Consider the following 16,574-nt stretch of genomic DNA (forward strand, 5'->3'; position numbering starts at 1 on the left):
CCTTGTTGAAGACGAAGCGGCACGACCCGGCGAAGCGGCGCATGTTGCGCTGCTGTTCGCCAGTTGGCACCAGTTCGTATTTGAAGGCTTGGAGGCGTTGCATGGTCGGAATTATAAGTCTGCGCCGACTTCGAGGCAGAACTGGTGGAGTTCGACGGCGAGGACGATCACGTCCACCTGCTGGTGAACTACCCGCCCAAGGTGGCCGTCTCGACGCTGGTGAACAGCCTCAAAGGCGTGTCCAGCCGCATGATCCGTAAGCAGAACCACCCGAGCATCCGCGAGAATCTGTGGAACGGCGCACTCTGGTCGCCGTCCTGCTTCGCCGGTAGCTGTGGCGGTGCGCCCATCGAAATCATCCGCCAGTACATCGAACAACAGCAGACACCACACTGACCGCCCAAAGAACGCCTACGGCGTTCGCGCTATCGTTCCCAGCCTGAAGGCTGAGGCTTGCCGCGCACCGGGTCAGGACCTTGAACCGACAAGACCGTCCATCATCGCACATCCGGGGCAGAATTGCCCCCCGCACACCCGAGCCGCAACAGCGATTGAGTACACTGGAACATTCGCCCGTCCTGGCACGGGCTTCTGTACGCTGTCTGGCGACAGCCTTCAACCCCCGGCGCGGGGGTGTACCGGAGAACCTCATGAGCACAAAAAAAGTCTCGCTGGCCTTTCACGATGGCCGCCGCATTCCCCAGCTCGGGTTTGGCACCTGGCAGCTGACTGGTGAGGTGGCCGTGCCGGCTTTGCTGACTGCACTCGAAACCGGTTATCGGCTCATAGACACGGCTGCCAGCTATGGCAACGAGGCCGACGTCGGCACGGCCGTGGCCCGCAGCGGCATTCCTCGTGAAGACCTGTTCATCACCACCAAGGTCTGGAACAACCAGCATGGCCACGACGCACCCAAGGCCGCTCTGGCCGAAAGCCTGGAACGCCTGCAGCTGGATTTCGTGGATCTCTACCTGATCCACTGGCCCGTCCCCAAAGAGAATCGCTATCTGGAAACCTGGCAGGCCCTGATCCAGCTGCGCGACGAAGGCCTGGCCAAATCCATTGGCGTCTGCAATTTCGAGCTCGACCATCTGCAGGAACTGCTCGACCAGACCGGCGTATTGCCCGTGGTCAACCAGATCGAACTGCATCCGCATTTTCAGCAGCATGCCCTGCGCGAATTTCACGCCAGCCATGACATCCTGACCCAGGCCTGGAGCCCGCTGGGGCGTGGCACCCTGTTCCAGGAACCCGTCATTCTGGATCTGGCCCACCAGTTGCAGGCCACACCAGCCCAGGTGATCCTGGCCTGGCACTTGCGGTCTGGCCACCTGGTGATCCCCAAATCGGCCAACGCCCAGCGCATCCGCGAAAACTTCAACATCTGGAATCTGCATCTGGACGATGCCGCGATGGCGCGCATCGCCAGCCTGGACAAGCCCGATGGCCGTACGGGCCCGGACCCGGTGCGCTTTCACCTGATGTAGGCCCGCACCCCGCCGGAAATGACTGGCGGGGCCAGCGGCCCCGCCAGTCTGCCATGGGCCCGCCGCAATCGCCGGGACCCGACCCACAACGCCCCGTTTCAGGCCAGCAGCTGGCGCAAGGCGTACTGCAGGATGCCGCCATGGCGGTAATAGGCCGCCTCGGTGGGGGTGTCGATGCGCACCAGGGCATCGAATTCGACCCCGCCCGCCTTGACATGCACGGTCTTGGGGCTGCCGCCGTCATTGAAGGCTTCGATGCCGGTGATCTCGAAGGTTTCTTCGCCAGCCAGGCCCAGGCTGGCGGCATTCTGCCCTGCAGGAAACTGCAGCGGCAGCACGCCCATGCCGATCAGGTTGGAGCGATGGATGCGCTCGAACGACTCGGCGATCACAGCTTTCACGCCCAGCAGGATCGTGCCCTTGGCCGCCCAGTCGCGCGAAGAACCCGAGCCGTATTCCTTGCCGGCCAGAATCACCAGCGGAACGCCGGCCTTCTGGTAGTTCTGCGAGGCATCGAAGATGGTGGCCACCGGTGCGCCGGCCTGGGTGAAGTCGCGCGTGTAGCCCCCTTCGGTACCCGGTGCGATCTGGTTGCGCAGGCGCACGTTGGCAAACGTGCCGCGGATCATGACTTCGTGGTTGCCGCGCCGCGAGCCGTACGAGTTGAAGTCTTTGGGCTCGACCCCGTGGGCCTGCAGATACTGGGCCGCCGGGGAGCCCTTGGCGATGGAGCCCGCCGGGCTGATGTGGTCGGTGGTGACCGAATCCCCCAGCAGCGCCAGCACCCGCGCACCCGTGATGTTGCCCACGGCTTCGGGTTCGCGCGGCATGCCCTCGAAATAAGGCGGGTTGCGCACGTAGGTCGATGAGTCATCCCAGTGGAATATGCTGCCCTGGGGCGTCTCGAGATCATTCCAGATGGCGCCGCCATCGAAGACGTTCGAGTAGCCGCGCTTGAACATGTCGGCCGAGATGCACGAGCGGATCACCGACTGGATTTCTTCGGCCGACGGCCAGATGTCGCGCATGTAGACATCCTGGCCGTTGTGATCCTGGCCCAGCGGCTCGGTGTAGAGATCGTGGTCCATGCTGCCGGCCAGGGCATAGGCCACCACCAGCGGCGGTGACATCAGGTAGTTGAGCTTGACCTCGGAGTGGATGCGCCCCTCGAAGTTGCGGTTGCCCGACAGTACCGAAGCCACCGCCAGGTTGTTGGCCGCCACCGCCGCCGAGACCTCGGGGATGAGGGGCCCGGAATTGCCGATGCAGGTGGTGCAGCCATAACCCACCAGATTGAAGCCGAGCTGGTCCATATAGGTGTTCAGGCCGGCCTTTTCATAGTAGTCGGTGACCACGCGCGAGCCCGGAGCCAGGCTGGTCTTGACCCAGGGCTTGGTGCTCAGGCCGCGCTTGACCGCGTTCCTGGCCAACAGGCCGGCGGCAATCATGACCGCCGGGTTGGACGTATTCGTGCAGGACGTGATCGCGGCAATCACCACGGCACCGTGATCGATCTGGAAGGTGTGCCCGTTGACCGTGGCCGTGGCCGGATTGGATGTGGGTGAACCCGGCAATGCCGCCAGCGAGGTGGCCAGCGCCGGTTTGGCGTTGGACAGGGCGATGCGATCCTGGGGGCGTTTCGGGCCGGCAATCGAGGGTTCGACGGTGCCCAGATCGAGTTCGAGGCGCTCGGAATAGTGCGGTTCGTGATCTGGATCGTGCCACAGGCCCTGGGCCTTGGCATAGGTTTCGACCAATGCGACCTGCTCATCGGAGCGGCCCGTGAAGCGCAGGTAATTGAGGGTTTCGTCGTCGATCGGGAAGATGGAGATGGTGGAGCCGTACTCGGGGCTCATGTTGCCGATGGTGGCCCGGTTGGCCAGCGGCACAGCGGCCACGCCCGGCCCGTAGAATTCGACGAACTTGCCCACCACCCCGTGCTTGCGCAGCTGCTCGGTGATGGTCAGCACCAGGTCGGTGGCGGTGGTGCCTTCGGGCAGCGAGCCGTGCAGCTTGAACCCCACCACGCGCGGGATCAGCATCGAAATCGGCTGGCCCAGCATGGCCGCCTCGGCCTCGATGCCGCCCACCCCCCAGGCCACCACGCCCAGGCCATTGACCATGGGGGTATGCGAGTCGGTACCGACGCAGGTATCGGGATAGGCTTCGGTCACGCCATCGACCTGACGCGTGAACACGCCACGCGCCAGATGCTCGAGGTTGACCTGGTGCACGATGCCGGTGTCTGGTGGCACCACCCGGAAGTTGTCGAACCCGGTCTGCCCCCAGCGCAGGAACTTGTAGCGTTCGAGGTTGCGCCGGTATTCGATTTCCTGGTTGCGCTTGAATGATGCGTTGTGGCCGAAGTCATCCACGATCACCGAGTGGTCGATGACCAGCTCGACGGGCACCAGCGGGTTGATGCGCGCGGCGTCGCCCCCCAGGGTCTGCATCGCATCGCGCATCGCGGCCAGGTCGACCAGCGCCGGAACACCGGTGAAGTCTTGCAGGATGACCCGTGCCGGCGTGAACGCGATTTCACGGTCGGGCTCTGCGGCGGGATCCCAGCTGGCCAGTGCACGGATGTCGTCGGCGCGCACCGAATGCCCATCTTCGGTGCGCAGCAGGTTTTCGAGCAGGATCTTGAGGCCGTATGGCAGGCGGGTTGGATCCAGCCCCTGGGCCTTGAGTGCGTCGAGCTTCCAGATGCGGTAGGGCGTGCCCCCCACATCGAGCGTTGCCTGAGCACCGAAACTGTTGGGATGAGCCATCGCGTGTCCTCCTGAAGATTTTTTGCCCTGCGGGGAATGAAGTCGGATGGGCCCATGTTACTACGCAATGCTTGCGTGAATCTGACAAGCCATACAATCTGGCAATCTGACGAACCCCCTGGCGCACCGTTCATCCGGAAGGCTGTCCACGCGGCCCCCCGTCGGGCGATTCAGATCTATTGCCACCTGATCTTGACATTGATCGTCCTGGCGGGTGATTGCCCCGGGTTCGACCCTCGATTTCGTGACGCTGGTGGTCCTACACTAGGGAAATCATTCTCATTTACTTCCATTTTCATTCACTTGGTTCGCAAGAGGCTCCCTCATGGCATTCCCTGCTTTCTTCGCCGAAGTGCCGCGCATCACCGTTCACGACGGCCTGGCGCGGTTGCTCGGGGCATCGGACGACGGCACCATTGAATATGGTTACGAAGACGTGGTGCGCCTGGCCGGTCACTCATGCCCCACCGTGGCCGGCGCCTGGCTGATGACCCTGCAGGCCCTGCAGGCCCTGTATCCCGACGGCACACCCGAACGCGGCGAGATCGACGTCCGTTTTGCCGATGAGGCCACCCGCGGCGTCACCGGCGTGATCGCCAACGTGGTGGGCCTGGTGACCGGCGCCACCACCGACACGGGCTTCAAGGGCCTGGCCGGGCGTCACGACCGGCGCCACCTGATGCATTTCAATGCCGACATCCCGGGCGAGATCACCTTCACCCGGCGTGATACGGGCGCAGCGGTGGCCGTGTCCTTCAGCGCGCAGGCCATCCCCGGTTCACCCGAGGCCATGCCGCTGCTGCAGAAAATGCTCTCGGGGCAAGCCACTGAAGAGGAAGGCCGGCAATTCGGGGCCCTGTGGCAGGATCGGGTACGCCGCATACTCACGGCGCCGGCACAGGCCGGCCTGGTCACGGTCAGCCCGCTGCAGGCCGCCTGAACCTTCTGCCGGGCTCCGGCGTCCACGAACGGCTAAAATCCGCTCATGGACGCCTTCAATCACACCCTGTTTCTATGGGTCAATGCCCAGCAACCGGGCCCGGGCCTGTTGCTGTTGGGCCGCATCCTGGCCAATGGCCTGGTCTGGCTGTTCCCCCTGTATGTGGTGATCAGCTGGCTGCGGGGCTCGGCGGCGGGGCGTGAAGCCCTGCTGCAGGGGGTCCTGGCCGCCTGTCTGGCCATGCTGCTGTCCTGGCTGATCGGTCAGGCCTGGTTTCACCCACGTCCATTCATGATCGGCCTGGGCGAACAGCATCTACCCCACAAGCCGACGGCGTCGTTTCCCAGCAACCACCTGAGCTTCATCTGGGCCCTGTGCGCGGGCATGGCGCTACACCCCGCGCGGCGCCGGGCGGCCGCCTGGCTGGCCGCGCTCGGTCTGTGCGTGGCCTGGGCACGCATCTGGATGGGGTTGCACTTCCCGTTCGACATGGCCGGGGCCGCGCTGCTGGGCCTGCTGTGCGCCGGGCTGACCTGGCCCCTGCACCAGCGCTTCATCCCCGGCCTGCGGCGCATGATGGAGCCCGTCTACCACCTGGTCTTCGCCTGGCCGATCCGGGCCGGCTGGGCACGCAAATAGCCATGCACGACATCCACCAGCAGCACATCATCGATCAGCATCTCGAACAATTGCTCGCACACGACCCGCGTCTGGTCGCCGTCAGCCAGGTCGCCGGGCCCCTGCAGCCACGCATGCATCCCCCGGGGTTCGAGGGGCTGGCCCGTGTCATCTGCGGGCAGCAGCTCTCGGTGGCCAGCGCGGATGCCATCTGGCAGCGCTTCAAGGCCCGCCAGGCCGCCAGCAGCCCGCAGGCGTTCCTGGACCTTGGCGAGGCCGGCCTGGCAGGGGTGGGGTTGTCGCGCAGCAAATTCGAAACGATCCAGACCGTGGCCCGGGCGCTGCAGGCCGGCGAACTGGATCTGGCGGCCATTGCCCGCCAGCCGGCCGATCAGGCCCTGCAGTCTCTGGTGCGCTACAAAGGCATCGGCCCATGGACGGCCGAGATCTATCTCATGTTCTGCGCCGGCCATCCGGATGTCTTTCCAGCTGGTGATCTGGCCCTGCGCAAGGGGGTGGCCGATGCGCTGGGCCTGGGCTCGGCGCCTGCCGTGGCTGAACTGGGCCGGATCGCTCTGGGCTGGGCACCCTGGCGCTCGGTGGCCGCATTGCTGTTCTGGCGCTATTATGGGGCGTTGCGCCACAAGGAAGCGCTGCCGGTCTGAGCACCGCCAGCGTGGTACCGATGGCCGGCAGCACGCCCCGCCAACCATCCCGGAACAGATCCATGTTCAATCTCGAAGGACACACCGCGCTCGTCACAGGGTCTTCCCGTGGCATCGGCCATGAAACAGTCCGGGCGCTGGCCCGGCAGGGTGCCCAGGTGATCATCAACGGCCGCAACCCCGATACCGTGGCGCAGGCCGTGGCCGCACTGCAGTCCGAAGGGTGCCGGGCCCTGCCGCTGGTCTTCGACATCGAAGACGTACCAGCCACCCTCGCGGCGGTCGACCAGATCCTGACGCAGGTGGGCACCATCGATATCCTGTTCGCCAATGCCGCACTGCAACATCGCGAACCGCTGCTCTCATTTCCGCAGCATGAATTCGAGCGCATCCTGTTCGCCAACCTGACCGCCCAATGGGCCCTGGGGCGGCACCTGGCAAGCCACATGATGGCCCGCGAATACGGCCGCATCATCTTCACGGGGTCCATCACGGGTCTGCGCGGCAAGCGCGAAATCACGGCCTATACCGCCGCCAAGTCGGCCCTGCATGGCCTGGTGCGGCAATGGACGGCAGAACTGGCCTGCCACGGCATCACCGTCAATGCCATCGCCCCGGGCTACATCAAGACCGAGTTCACCCAGGCCCTGGTCGATGATGCCGAATTCAATCAATGGCTGAACAGCCGTTCACCCTCTGTGGGCTGGGGCACGGCACAGGACGTGGCCTCCACGGCCGTCTATCTGGCGGCACGTGAATCGGGCTTCATCAGCGGCCAGGTGATCACGGTCGACGGCGGAATGACGGCCACCATGATGTAGCGGCCATCACCCGGCCGGCACCGTGGCGCCACGGCCCGGCCTATACAGGGCGCACCGCCATCGGGCCGGCGCCACGCCCGGTACCGCTTCAGGCCCGGCACCACCTCAAGCCCGGCACAGGATCTCGCCGTGCACGATGGACATCCAGCCATCTTCGGCGGCCATCCAGCGGCGCCAGGCATCCGAGATGCGCTGCAGGTCGGCCTGGGTGGCCCAGTTCTGCTCGAGCAGCTGGGCGCCGATCCTGGAATGCAGGATGCGGTCGGCCCACATGCCGCCCCACCAGCCGCGTGCTTCGGGGGTGGCCAGACACCACGTGCTGGAACTGCACTCGATCTGCCCGAAACCCGCCCGTTGCGCCCAGTGCAGCAGGAAACGGCCGGCGTTGGGCTCACCGCCATTGGCCCGCGCGGCGCGCTGGTACCAGCCCAGCCATTCGTCGAGTTCGCCCAGTAACGGGTACCAGATGAATCCCGCATAATCGGCATCGCGGGCCGCGACGAGGCCGCCAGGCCTGCACACGCGCTTCATTTCGCGCAGGGCCTGGACGGGGTCGCCGACGTGCTGCAGCACCTGATGGGCGTGGACGATGTCGAAGTGGCCATCGGGGAAATCGAGTGCATGCACGTCACCCACCACGCAGTGCACATTGCCCAGGCCGTGACGCGCGACTTCGGCCTGCGTGAGGGCGCAGGACTCTTCGGTGAGTTCGAGTGCAACCACCCGCCCTGGCGCCACGCGGGCTGCCATGTCGGCCGTGATGGTGCCCGCCCCCGAGCCCACATCCAGCAGCTTCACCCCGGGCTGCAGCGCCGCCGCCAGATAGGCGGCCGAGTTCTCGACCGTGCGATTGCTGTGCGAGCGCAGCACCGAACTGTGATAACCGTGTGTATAGCGGCCGCCCATGACGTTGCCGTTGCCCTGCTGCCCGCCCATGACGTGCCCCGTGTGTGAAATCCGTACTTCAGATGATGGACCCGGCCGAAGCCGCGCCGCCATCCACCGTGACGATGGTGCCGGCAGTATACGCCGAGCGATCCGAGGCCAGGAAGACGATCAGATCGGCCACCTCGGCCACCGAGGCCGCCCGGCCCAGCGGCATGCCGGCCGCCAGTTCTGCAGCCCGCTCGGCATCCCCCAGGTGCTTGGCGGCACGCCCGCGCAGAATGCGCTCGATGCGCTCGGTCGCGACCGGCCCCGGGTTGACCCCCAGCACGCGCACGCCGTCTTTCAGGCCGCGCCCGCCCACGGATCGGGTAAACGCCATCAGGGCCGCATTGCCCGTGCAGCCGGCGACGTAGTCGAAATCGAAATTCTCGCCACCACTGCCGATATTGTTGATGATGACTCCGCCCCCCCGCTCACGCATCAGTGCATAGAAGGCCCGCGTCATGTCGATATAGCCGAAGACTTTCAGTTCCCAGCCCGCGCGCCAGCGCCGCGCATCGACCTCGAACAGATCGCCGCCCGGGATGACACCGGCATTGTTGACCAGGATGTCCGTATCCGGTGCCTGCGCCACCACCCGCTCGATGGCGCCCGGTGTGGTCAGGTCTTCGGCCAGGTGCCTGACCGGTATGCCGAAACGCTGCTCGAGATCCTGCGCCAGCGCCTGCAGCTTGCCCTCGGAGCGAGCCACCAGCGTCAGGGAGGCCCCTTCACGCGCAAAGGCTTCGGCAATGCCCGCACCAATACCCTGTGATGCGCCGGTCACGAGCACCTGCCGGCCTGCAAGTTGCAAATCCATGATCTCCTCCTGATAAGCCCTGCCACAGGCTGGCAGGCGCCCCTGTGGAATCGCCTGCCAGCCTGTCCGAAAGCGTACCGCAAAACGTCTTCCAGCGGCTTATTTCCAGAGTTTGCAGCGGGATTCTTCCTTGGTCGTGAAGACTTCTTCACCGGGCATGACCGCCACGGTCGATACGTAGTCCCACGGCTCCTTGGACTCACTGGGCGACTTCACCTGCACCAGGTACATGTTGTGCACATAACGGCCATCATCGCGCACATACCCCTCGCCGTAGAAATCCTTGAGCGGGGTCTTGCGGAACCACTCGCGGATCTGATCGGCATCGGTCGTGCCCAGTTCCTGCGCGGCCTTCAGCCATTGCATCGTGGCCGAATAGTTGGCGGCCTGGATATCGGTCGGCATGCGCTGGGCCTTCTCGTAGAAACGACGGCCGAATTCGCGCGCCTCATCGCTCACGCTCCAGTCCCAGCTGGTCGTGAACAACAGGCCTTGCGCCTCTTCGAGCCCCATGCTGTGCACGTCGATCAGGAACAGCATCAGGCTGGCCACCTTCATGGACCGGTCGATGCCGAATTCACGCGCCATTTTCAGTGCATTGATCATGTCGGCACCGCCATTGGCGATCCCCAGGATCTCGGCGCCGGAACTCTGCGCCTGCAGCAGGAAGGACGAGAAGTCCAGCGCCCCCAGGGGATGCTTGACGGTACCGACCACCTTGCCGCCATTGGCCTCGATCACCTTTTTGGCATCATTGACCAGTGCCTCGCCAAATGCATAGTCGGCCGCAAGGAAATACCAGTCCTTGAAACCTTGCTTGATGAGTGCGTTGGCGGTGCCCTTGGCGAGCGCAACCGTGTCCCAGGCGTAGTGAATCGTGTAGGGCGAACACTGCTCGTTGGTGAGCGCCGAAGTGCCCGGCCCATTGGCGATCATCAGGCGCTTCTTGTCTTCGGCGATCTTGCCCATGGCCAGCCCGGCGGCCGAATTGGTGCCCGCAATCAGCAGGTCCAGGCCTTCGGTGTCCATCCATTGGCGTGCCCGGGTGGCGGCAATGTCAGCCTTGTTCTGATGATCCTCGCTGAGCAGCACGATGGGTTTGCCATTGAGGGTACCGCCGAAATCATCGATGGCCATCTGGATGGCCATTGCGCCATCCCGGCCGTCCAGGGCCGCATACGAACTGCTCATGTCGGTCAGATGGCCGATGACCACCTTGTCCTCTGCCGCCTGCCCCGGCAGTGCGGCAAACGAAAGCGCACCGGCCAGGCCCAGCACGGCGGATATTTTGCATGGATTGAATTTCATAATGTCTCCATCATGTTTGTCTGAATTCATCAATGGTGTAGGTTCATATCCGAACGCACGGCTGCCGCAGTCACGCGCGCCGCACCTCCGGATGAATGCGATATTGATACAAAACGTTTCTCCCTTGAGTACCTCCCATGTGCTTGCACTGACGTTTCAGGGGGTGTGAGCCCGCATGCCCGTGCCCTGCGCAGCGGTCGCGATCGCCTGCACGGCGCCGGGATTGACCAGCGTGCTGAGATCACCGGTGTCCTGGCCCAGCAAAGCGGCACGCACCACGCGCCGCATGACCTTCATGTTGCGCGTGCGCGGCAGGTCGTCGACGAAGACCACGCCAGCAGGCCGGAACGCCTTGCCCAGGCCCGCCGCCACGGCCTGCGACAGCGTGGCCACGGCAGCCGCCTGATCGATGCCCGGCCCGGGCACGCACACGCACATCACCGCCGTGCCCTTGATGGCATCCGGCACCCCCACCACTGCGGCATCCCCGACCAGCCCGGTGTCGATCAGAAGGGCCTCGATCTCGGATGGCCCCACCCGCTTGCCCGCGATTTTCAGCGTGTCGTCCGAGCGGCCATGCACATACCACATGCCATCGGCATCACGGCTGGCAAAATCACCATGCGCCCAGACATTCGGCCAGCGTGACCAGTAGCTCTGCAGGTAACGCTCGCGATCGTGCCACAGACCGCGCGTGAGCCCGATGCAGGGCGAACGCAGTACCAGTTCGCCGGTGAGCCCGGGGCCCACCGATATGCCATCCGCATCCACCACGTCGGCCCCCGTGCCCGGCACGGGTCCGGCGAACGCACAGGGCTTCAGGGGATGAATCACCGTGCCGGTAAGGATGCCGCCCATTTCGGTGCCACCCGAAAAATTCAGCAGCGGCACCCGCCGCCGGCCAATCTGTTCGAAAGCCCATGACCAGGCGTCGAGCGTCCAGGGTTCACCCGTGGAAACCATGACCCGCAGGCAGGACAGATCCCGTTGCGCGAGTTCATCCTGCGGCAGGGACATGGACAGGCGCGCAATCGTGGGTGCCAGCCCGAGGTAGCTGACCCGGTGCCGCTCGACCAGCCGCCACAGGCGATCAGGCTGCGGGTAATTGGGCGCCCCCTCGGCCAGCACCACCGTGGCGCCCACCAGCAAGCCGCCGAAGACCAGCATGGGCCCCACCAGCCAGCCCATGTCCGACATCCACAGGAACCGGTCTTCGGCTTTCAGGTCCATGCACAGGCCCAGATCGAGCGCCGTCTTGACCGGAAAGCCGCAATGCGTGTGCACCACGCCCTTGGGCTTGCCGCTGGTGCCCGACGTGAACACCAGCAGGAACGGGTCATCGGCCGGCATCGCCTCGGTCGGCACGGCGTCGACCCCGACCGGTGCCCCGGCGCAGAGCGCGTCCCACCAATGGTCACGGCCGGCCCGCCAGCCATGGGCGGTGCTCAAATGTCGCAACACGATGACGTGCCGCACACCGGCACAGTGCTCGAGGGCCTCATCGATCACTGCCTTGGCACCCACCGGCTGGCCACGACGCAACGAGCCATCTACCGTGATCACGGCCTTGGCCCGGCCATCATTCAGACGCTGGGCCACGGCATCGGCCCCGAACCCGGAAAACATGGGCAACACGATGGCACCGATCTTCGCCGCGGCCAGCATGGCCACGGCCGCCTGTGGCAGATTGGGCAGGTACATGCCGATCACGTCGCCACGCCCCAGACCCAGGCCACGCAGGCCCCAGGCCAGACGGCAGGTCTCGCGGTCGAGATCGGCAAACCGCCACTCGGCCGTGGCGCCCTCTTCGCTTTCCCAGATCAGTGCAGGCTGGTGCCAGCGATCCGTGCCGCGCCACCGGTCAAGACAATTGAGCACCACATTGGTACGTCCGCCTGTGCACCAGCGTGCGAAGGGCAGGCCATCGCTCACGTCGAGCACCTGCTCATATGGACGCTCGAAACGGTAGTCGAGAAAACGGATCAGGCCGTTGTTGAACCAGGCCGGATCCGCATCGGCGCGCTGATTGAGTGACTCGAAACTCTCCACCCCCAGCGCACGCATGAAGCGCGTCAGATTTGCAGCCTCGAGCGTGGCCGCATCGGGGCGCCAGACAACCCCGGGATGATGATCCACATGTGCATGCATGATGTTCCTTCTGCCTCCTGCCGGAAAAACGATGGCGGTGGCGCCGTGCCTGCGCCCGCGCCGTGGACGCCGCTGTGCCTCATGCTTCTTCGGCCTGCATGGGCGCCAGCGCGACCAGTGCCGCGCCCGCGATCTTGCACTCACCCTCCTGGTCCAGCGCCCGCACTTCGAGCCGTACGCAAGGCCTGCCATTCTGTTCGAATTTGTCGATGACGCTCGCGGCACACGCAATGGCGTCACCGACGTGGTTGACCGCCAGGAACCGCACCCTGAATTCCAGCAATTGCGACTGCGGTACCCAATCGGTCAGCAGCCGCGCCAGCCACGCCATGCCCAGCATGCCCTGGGCAAACACATCGGGCAGCCCGGCACGGCGAGCAAAGTCGATATCGAGATGAATCGGGTTGTGATCGCCTGATGCACCGGCAAAGAGCGCCAATGTGGTGCGATCCGTGGGTGGCAGTCGCAGCACTGGCAACGCATCCCCCACCTGCACGGTATCGTATGTCGGCGTTCTACCCATGATGTCGTCCTTGTTCACTGCCGGCGATCCGCGTCTTCAATGCCGCCATACCAGCACGGTGTGCAGTTCGGCAACGAGCTGGTCGTCATGCGGGCCGGTCACCCGCGAAGCCAGGCAGATGAATTCCAGCGCCCCGCCCTTCTTGCTGTAGATGTCCGCAACGCGCGTGCGCACCGTGACGGTATCCCCCACGTATACCAACCGATGATAGGTGAACCCCTGTTCGGCATGCAGAAGATTGGCCAGGGGTACCCCCATGTCGCTGAACAGCCGATAGAAGGCGCCCGAGTCGTAATCAGCCGCAAACAGGAACGTGGGCGGGGCGGGTATATCGGCGTGGCCGGCTGCGCGTGCCGCGGCCCGCTCGAGGTAGATCGGATCCGTCTGCCCGGTCGCCTTGGCAAAGAACCGCAAGCGGGTCCGCTCGATCGGCAGCACCGAGGGCGCAAGCTCATGGCCAATCCATCGCGTGTCTATCATGCTGGCGTCCGCCCCTTCAATGCCCGTCGATGCGCAGCGCCAGCTTGCCGAACTGGGCCCCCGATTCAAGCTGATCGAGTGCGGCGTGCAATGCATCCAGCGGGTATTCACGATCGATGACCGGGCGCAGGCCCGAGCGTGTCACAAAACCGAGCAAATCGTTGAATTCGGCGAGCGTGCCCAGACTGGAGCCGAAAATCTGCAGCTGGCGCACGAAGATGCGGCGCAGATCGGCCCCGGGCTGATCGCCCGAGGTGGCGCCGCAGGTGACCAGCCGCCCGCCACGCGCCAGGGACTTCATGGCCAGCGGCCAGACGGCTTCACCCACATTCTCGAACACCACGTCTGCGCCGCGCCCGCCCGTAAAGGCCATGACCTCGCGCACCACGTGGCCACTGCGGCTGTTGACGACATGGTCGGCCCCCAGCGACCCGGCCCGTTCGAGCTTGGCGTCATCGCGTGACGTGACGATGACACGCGCGCCGATCGCCTTGGCCAGTTGCAGGGCCGCCAGCGACACACCACCGCCGATGCCGAAAACGAGCACGGTTTCCCAGGGCTGCAGGCGCGCCTTCGAGAACAGCATGCGCCAGGCCGTCAGGTGATTGACCCCCAGGGCAGCCGCCTCGGCCCAGCCCAGATGGGCCGGCTTGGGGAAGACCTGCGTGGCCGGTACATGAATCCACTGGGCAAAGGTACCATCGCGATGCTCGCCAAGGAACTGGATGCGGGTGCACAGCACGGTCTGGCCACGCTGGCAGTATTCGCAGCGCCCGCAGGATATCCCCGGATGAATCACGACCTCCTGGCCGGGCTGGAGGATGGGGTCGCAGGCATCGACCTCGTCGATGATCCCCGCGGCGTCCAGACCCATGATCTGCGGCAGCTGGTGCGTGATGCCGGCACCGCTGTTGCGCATGTACAGATCCACCTGATTGAGCGTGGCGGCATGCACCCGCACGAGAACCTCGCCGGGCGCCCTGGGGGGCAAAGTACAGTCCTGGATCCTGACGACTTCATTACCGCCATGGCCCGTAATGAATGCGGCTTTCATGTCTGTACCTCTGGAAAATCGTGCAATGCTTCACGCAACCTGAATTTCTGGATCTTCCCCGAGGGCGTAGTGGGCATGGCGTCGCGGATGACGAGGTGCTCGGGAATATATTGCATGGCGACTTTCTGCGCCTTCAGAAAGTCGACGATCATCGGCAGATCGATGTGCGCGCCTGGCTTCGGCACGACAACCGCACACCCGCGTTCGCCCAGGCGCTCGTCGGGTACGGCGACGATGGCCACCAACGCGATGGCCGGATGCCGATACAGCAGCGATTCGATCTCGACCACCGGAACGTTTTCGCCGCCACGGATGATCACATCCTTGCTGCGGCCCGTGATGCGGATATAGCCATGCTCGTCGATGCGCGCCGTATCGCCCGTATCGAACCAGTCTTCGGCATCCGTCGCATTCAGCTGGGGCCGCTTCAGGTAGCCGCAGAAATTCGAGCACGCGCGCAGGAACAGCTTGCCCGACTCACCCACCGCCATTTCGCGGCCGTCATCATCGAGAATGCGGACCTCGACCCCCGGCAGCGGCAGGCCATCCGTGTTCACCGAGCGCTCATCATCGTCTTCCGGCCGCGTGGTTGTCACCGCTCCATTCTCGGTCATCCCCCATGCCGATATGACCTTGGATCCCAGTGCCGTGCGGGCCTGCTCGACCAGCGGCCCCGGAATGGGCGCCCCGGCGCATACGAAAGTGCGCAGTGTGGGCACGCCCGCCGCACCGGCCTGGATATCCTCGGCCACGGCGCGGGACAGATCGGTGAGGAACGGCGTCGAGGCCATGGTGAATGTCACCCGCTCGGCACGAATCAGCTCGAGTGCCTTCGCGGGCTGCCAGATGTCCTGCAGCACCGCGCTCGCTCGCAGCATGACCGGCATCATCAGACCGAACATGAAGCCGGTCTGGTGGGCCATGGGCGAGGCCATCAGGATGACATCGTGTTGGTTCAGGTGCAGGCGCTGCTGATAGGGAATGACGTTCGCCATCAGCGTATTGGCCGTATGCATCACCCCCTTGGGCTCGCCCGTGGTACCCGACGTATAGATCAACTGCGTGATGTCATCGGGCGTGGGGCGGCTGCGCGTGAGGATGGCCGCAGCATCGGGCGCAGTCTCCCATTCGGGTTCGCTCAGCAAGGCCTCGAAGCTGTTGGCCCCCTGCCCCTCGATGACCACCACGTGTTCGAGATGCGGCAGGGTGGGTTGCAGGCCGGCTGCCATCTGCTCGAAGTCGAAGCCGCGGAAGACCTTGGGCACGATGAGGACCTTCGCCTCGCCATGATGCAGCATGAAGGACAGTTCGCGTTCCCGGAAGATGTGCATGAGCGGATTCATGACGGCGCCGATCCGCGAGCAGGCAAGGTAGGCCAGGGTGAACTGCCACCAGTTCGGCAACTGGCATGCCACCACGTCATTCTTGCCCACTCCCAGGCGCGCCAGCCCCACCGCCATGCGATCGGCCATGCGCGCAAGTTCGGCATAGGTGAAGCGCGTGATTTCACCCGTTTCGACGCGTAACGCGCTCAGGGCAAGTTTTTCGGGATCGCGGGCCGCGCAGGCATCCAGATCGTCATTGATGGTGCGTTCGTGCCATAGGGCCAGCCCGTACATGCGCTCACGCCGTGGGGGTAATAGTACGGGATCGAATTCCATGCCGCCCTCCTGGGTGAGTAAGGCCAAATACAGCAAGTTATTGTCATATATAAAAAGAACAAGTGCAAGTATCCAAACTACATAAGTCCTGCAGATTCATGGTTTTCCCTAGGGTTTACGGATCAGGGCTCTGGCTCGAATGAGGGCAGTTTTTCTGAATTCACATTGGTTTGTGTCAATATGCTGCATAACCAAGCCAAGCGTTACTGTGCAGGATCGCCGCTTCGGAATCGGCATAGGGGGCAGTTCTTATGAACTGCACCCCTGCCACACCACCCGGCATGCGGGTCCGCACCGGGCGGTTCGAGAAGTTGAGGTTATGAGAGTCTGGGAAGGCCTAGCTTGTCGAAG

At 64.5% G+C, this 16,574-nt stretch carries 15 protein-coding genes and 1 pseudogene; 6 read left to right on the forward strand and 10 right to left on the reverse strand.

The window, feature by feature from the left end; all coding sequences use genetic code 11:
- Window positions 1–103, reverse strand: a 103-nt coding sequence (locus WCY17_RS13695) for a helix-turn-helix domain-containing protein (protein WP_372702762.1), incomplete at its 3' end; no start/stop codon positions are given.
- A 14-nt stretch (window positions 104–117) separates the two neighbouring features.
- Between WCY17_RS13695 and tnpA the strand changes: the two are divergent.
- Both tnpA and WCY17_RS13705 read left to right on the forward strand, forming a co-directional pair.
- A pseudogene (gene tnpA / locus WCY17_RS13700) lies at window positions 118–396 on the forward strand (IS200/IS605 family transposase); the annotation flags it as partial.
- Between the two features lie 254 nt (window positions 397–650).
- Window positions 651–1,487: an aldo/keto reductase gene (locus WCY17_RS13705; protein ID WP_372702748.1), complete on the forward strand. Its 837-nt coding sequence runs from the start codon at window positions 651–653 to the stop codon at window positions 1,485–1,487.
- 98 nt (window positions 1,488–1,585) lie between these two features.
- Here WCY17_RS13705 and acnA read toward each other — a convergent pair whose 3' ends face one another.
- Entirely contained in the window at window positions 1,586–4,258 is a 2,673-nt protein-coding gene (gene acnA, locus WCY17_RS13710) for an aconitate hydratase AcnA (RefSeq protein WP_372702749.1), read from the reverse strand.
- A gap of 325 nt (window positions 4,259–4,583) precedes the next feature.
- Between acnA and WCY17_RS13715 the strand changes: the two genes are divergently transcribed.
- The 4 genes from WCY17_RS13715 to WCY17_RS13730 all read left to right on the forward strand — a co-directional run bounded on the left by WCY17_RS13715 (window position 4,584) and on the right by WCY17_RS13730 (window position 7,302).
- Entirely contained in the window at window positions 4,584–5,198 is a 615-nt protein-coding gene (locus WCY17_RS13715) for an FmdE family protein (protein WP_372702750.1), read from the forward strand.
- Between the two features lie 45 nt (window positions 5,199–5,243).
- Window positions 5,244–5,837 (forward strand): undecaprenyl-diphosphatase, encoded by a 594-nt coding sequence (locus WCY17_RS13720; protein WP_372702751.1) that lies wholly within the window; start codon window positions 5,244–5,246, stop codon window positions 5,835–5,837.
- A gap of 2 nt (window positions 5,838–5,839) precedes the next feature.
- Window positions 5,840–6,481 (forward strand): DNA-3-methyladenine glycosylase, encoded by a 642-nt coding sequence (locus WCY17_RS13725; protein ID WP_372702752.1) that lies wholly within the window; start codon window positions 5,840–5,842, stop codon window positions 6,479–6,481.
- Between the two features lie 62 nt (window positions 6,482–6,543).
- Complete coding sequence (locus WCY17_RS13730) at window positions 6,544–7,302, forward strand: SDR family NAD(P)-dependent oxidoreductase (protein WP_372702753.1); 759 nt, start codon at window positions 6,544–6,546, stop codon at window positions 7,300–7,302.
- 105 nt (window positions 7,303–7,407) lie between these two features.
- Here the strand turns inward: WCY17_RS13730 and WCY17_RS13735 are convergent, their stop codons facing one another.
- From WCY17_RS13735 to aliA, 8 genes are all read right to left on the reverse strand, one after another.
- A complete protein-coding gene (locus tag WCY17_RS13735) occupies window positions 7,408–8,238 on the reverse strand; it encodes a class I SAM-dependent methyltransferase (protein WP_372702754.1) in 831 nt (276 codons plus the stop codon).
- Window positions 8,239–8,266: 28 nt separating this feature from the next.
- Window positions 8,267–9,049, reverse strand: a complete 783-nt coding sequence (locus WCY17_RS13740; protein WP_372702755.1) for an SDR family oxidoreductase — start codon at window positions 9,047–9,049, stop codon at window positions 8,267–8,269.
- A 99-nt stretch (window positions 9,050–9,148) separates the two neighbouring features.
- Window positions 9,149–10,357, reverse strand: coding sequence for an ABC transporter substrate-binding protein (locus tag WCY17_RS13745; protein ID WP_372702756.1), 1,209 nt, complete (start codon window positions 10,355–10,357; stop codon window positions 9,149–9,151).
- A 156-nt stretch (window positions 10,358–10,513) separates the two neighbouring features.
- Window positions 10,514–12,505, reverse strand: a complete 1,992-nt coding sequence (locus WCY17_RS13750; RefSeq protein WP_372702757.1) for an AMP-binding protein — start codon at window positions 12,503–12,505, stop codon at window positions 10,514–10,516.
- 79 nt (window positions 12,506–12,584) lie between these two features.
- The gene (locus WCY17_RS13755) at window positions 12,585–13,028 is read right to left on the reverse strand and encodes a MaoC/PaaZ C-terminal domain-containing protein (RefSeq protein ID WP_372702758.1); all 444 of its coding nucleotides are present in this window, start codon (window positions 13,026–13,028) and stop codon (window positions 12,585–12,587) included.
- 36 nt (window positions 13,029–13,064) lie between these two features.
- Window positions 13,065–13,508, reverse strand: a complete 444-nt coding sequence (locus WCY17_RS13760; RefSeq protein ID WP_372702759.1) for a MaoC family dehydratase N-terminal domain-containing protein — start codon at window positions 13,506–13,508, stop codon at window positions 13,065–13,067.
- A 16-nt stretch (window positions 13,509–13,524) separates the two neighbouring features.
- A complete protein-coding gene (locus WCY17_RS13765; protein WP_372702760.1) occupies window positions 13,525–14,562 on the reverse strand; it encodes a zinc-binding dehydrogenase in 1,038 nt (345 codons plus the stop codon).
- Complete coding sequence (gene aliA, locus WCY17_RS13770; protein ID WP_372702761.1) at window positions 14,559–16,223, reverse strand: cyclohexanecarboxylate-CoA ligase; 1,665 nt, start codon at window positions 16,221–16,223, stop codon at window positions 14,559–14,561. Before aliA ends, WCY17_RS13765 begins: the two co-directional genes overlap by 4 nt.
- Between the last annotated feature and the right edge of the window lie 351 nt (window positions 16,224–16,574).

Origin of the sequence: Castellaniella sp. (assembly GCF_041677825.1) — a bacterium.
Classification (GTDB): Bacteria; Pseudomonadota; Gammaproteobacteria; order Burkholderiales; family Burkholderiaceae_B; genus Castellaniella.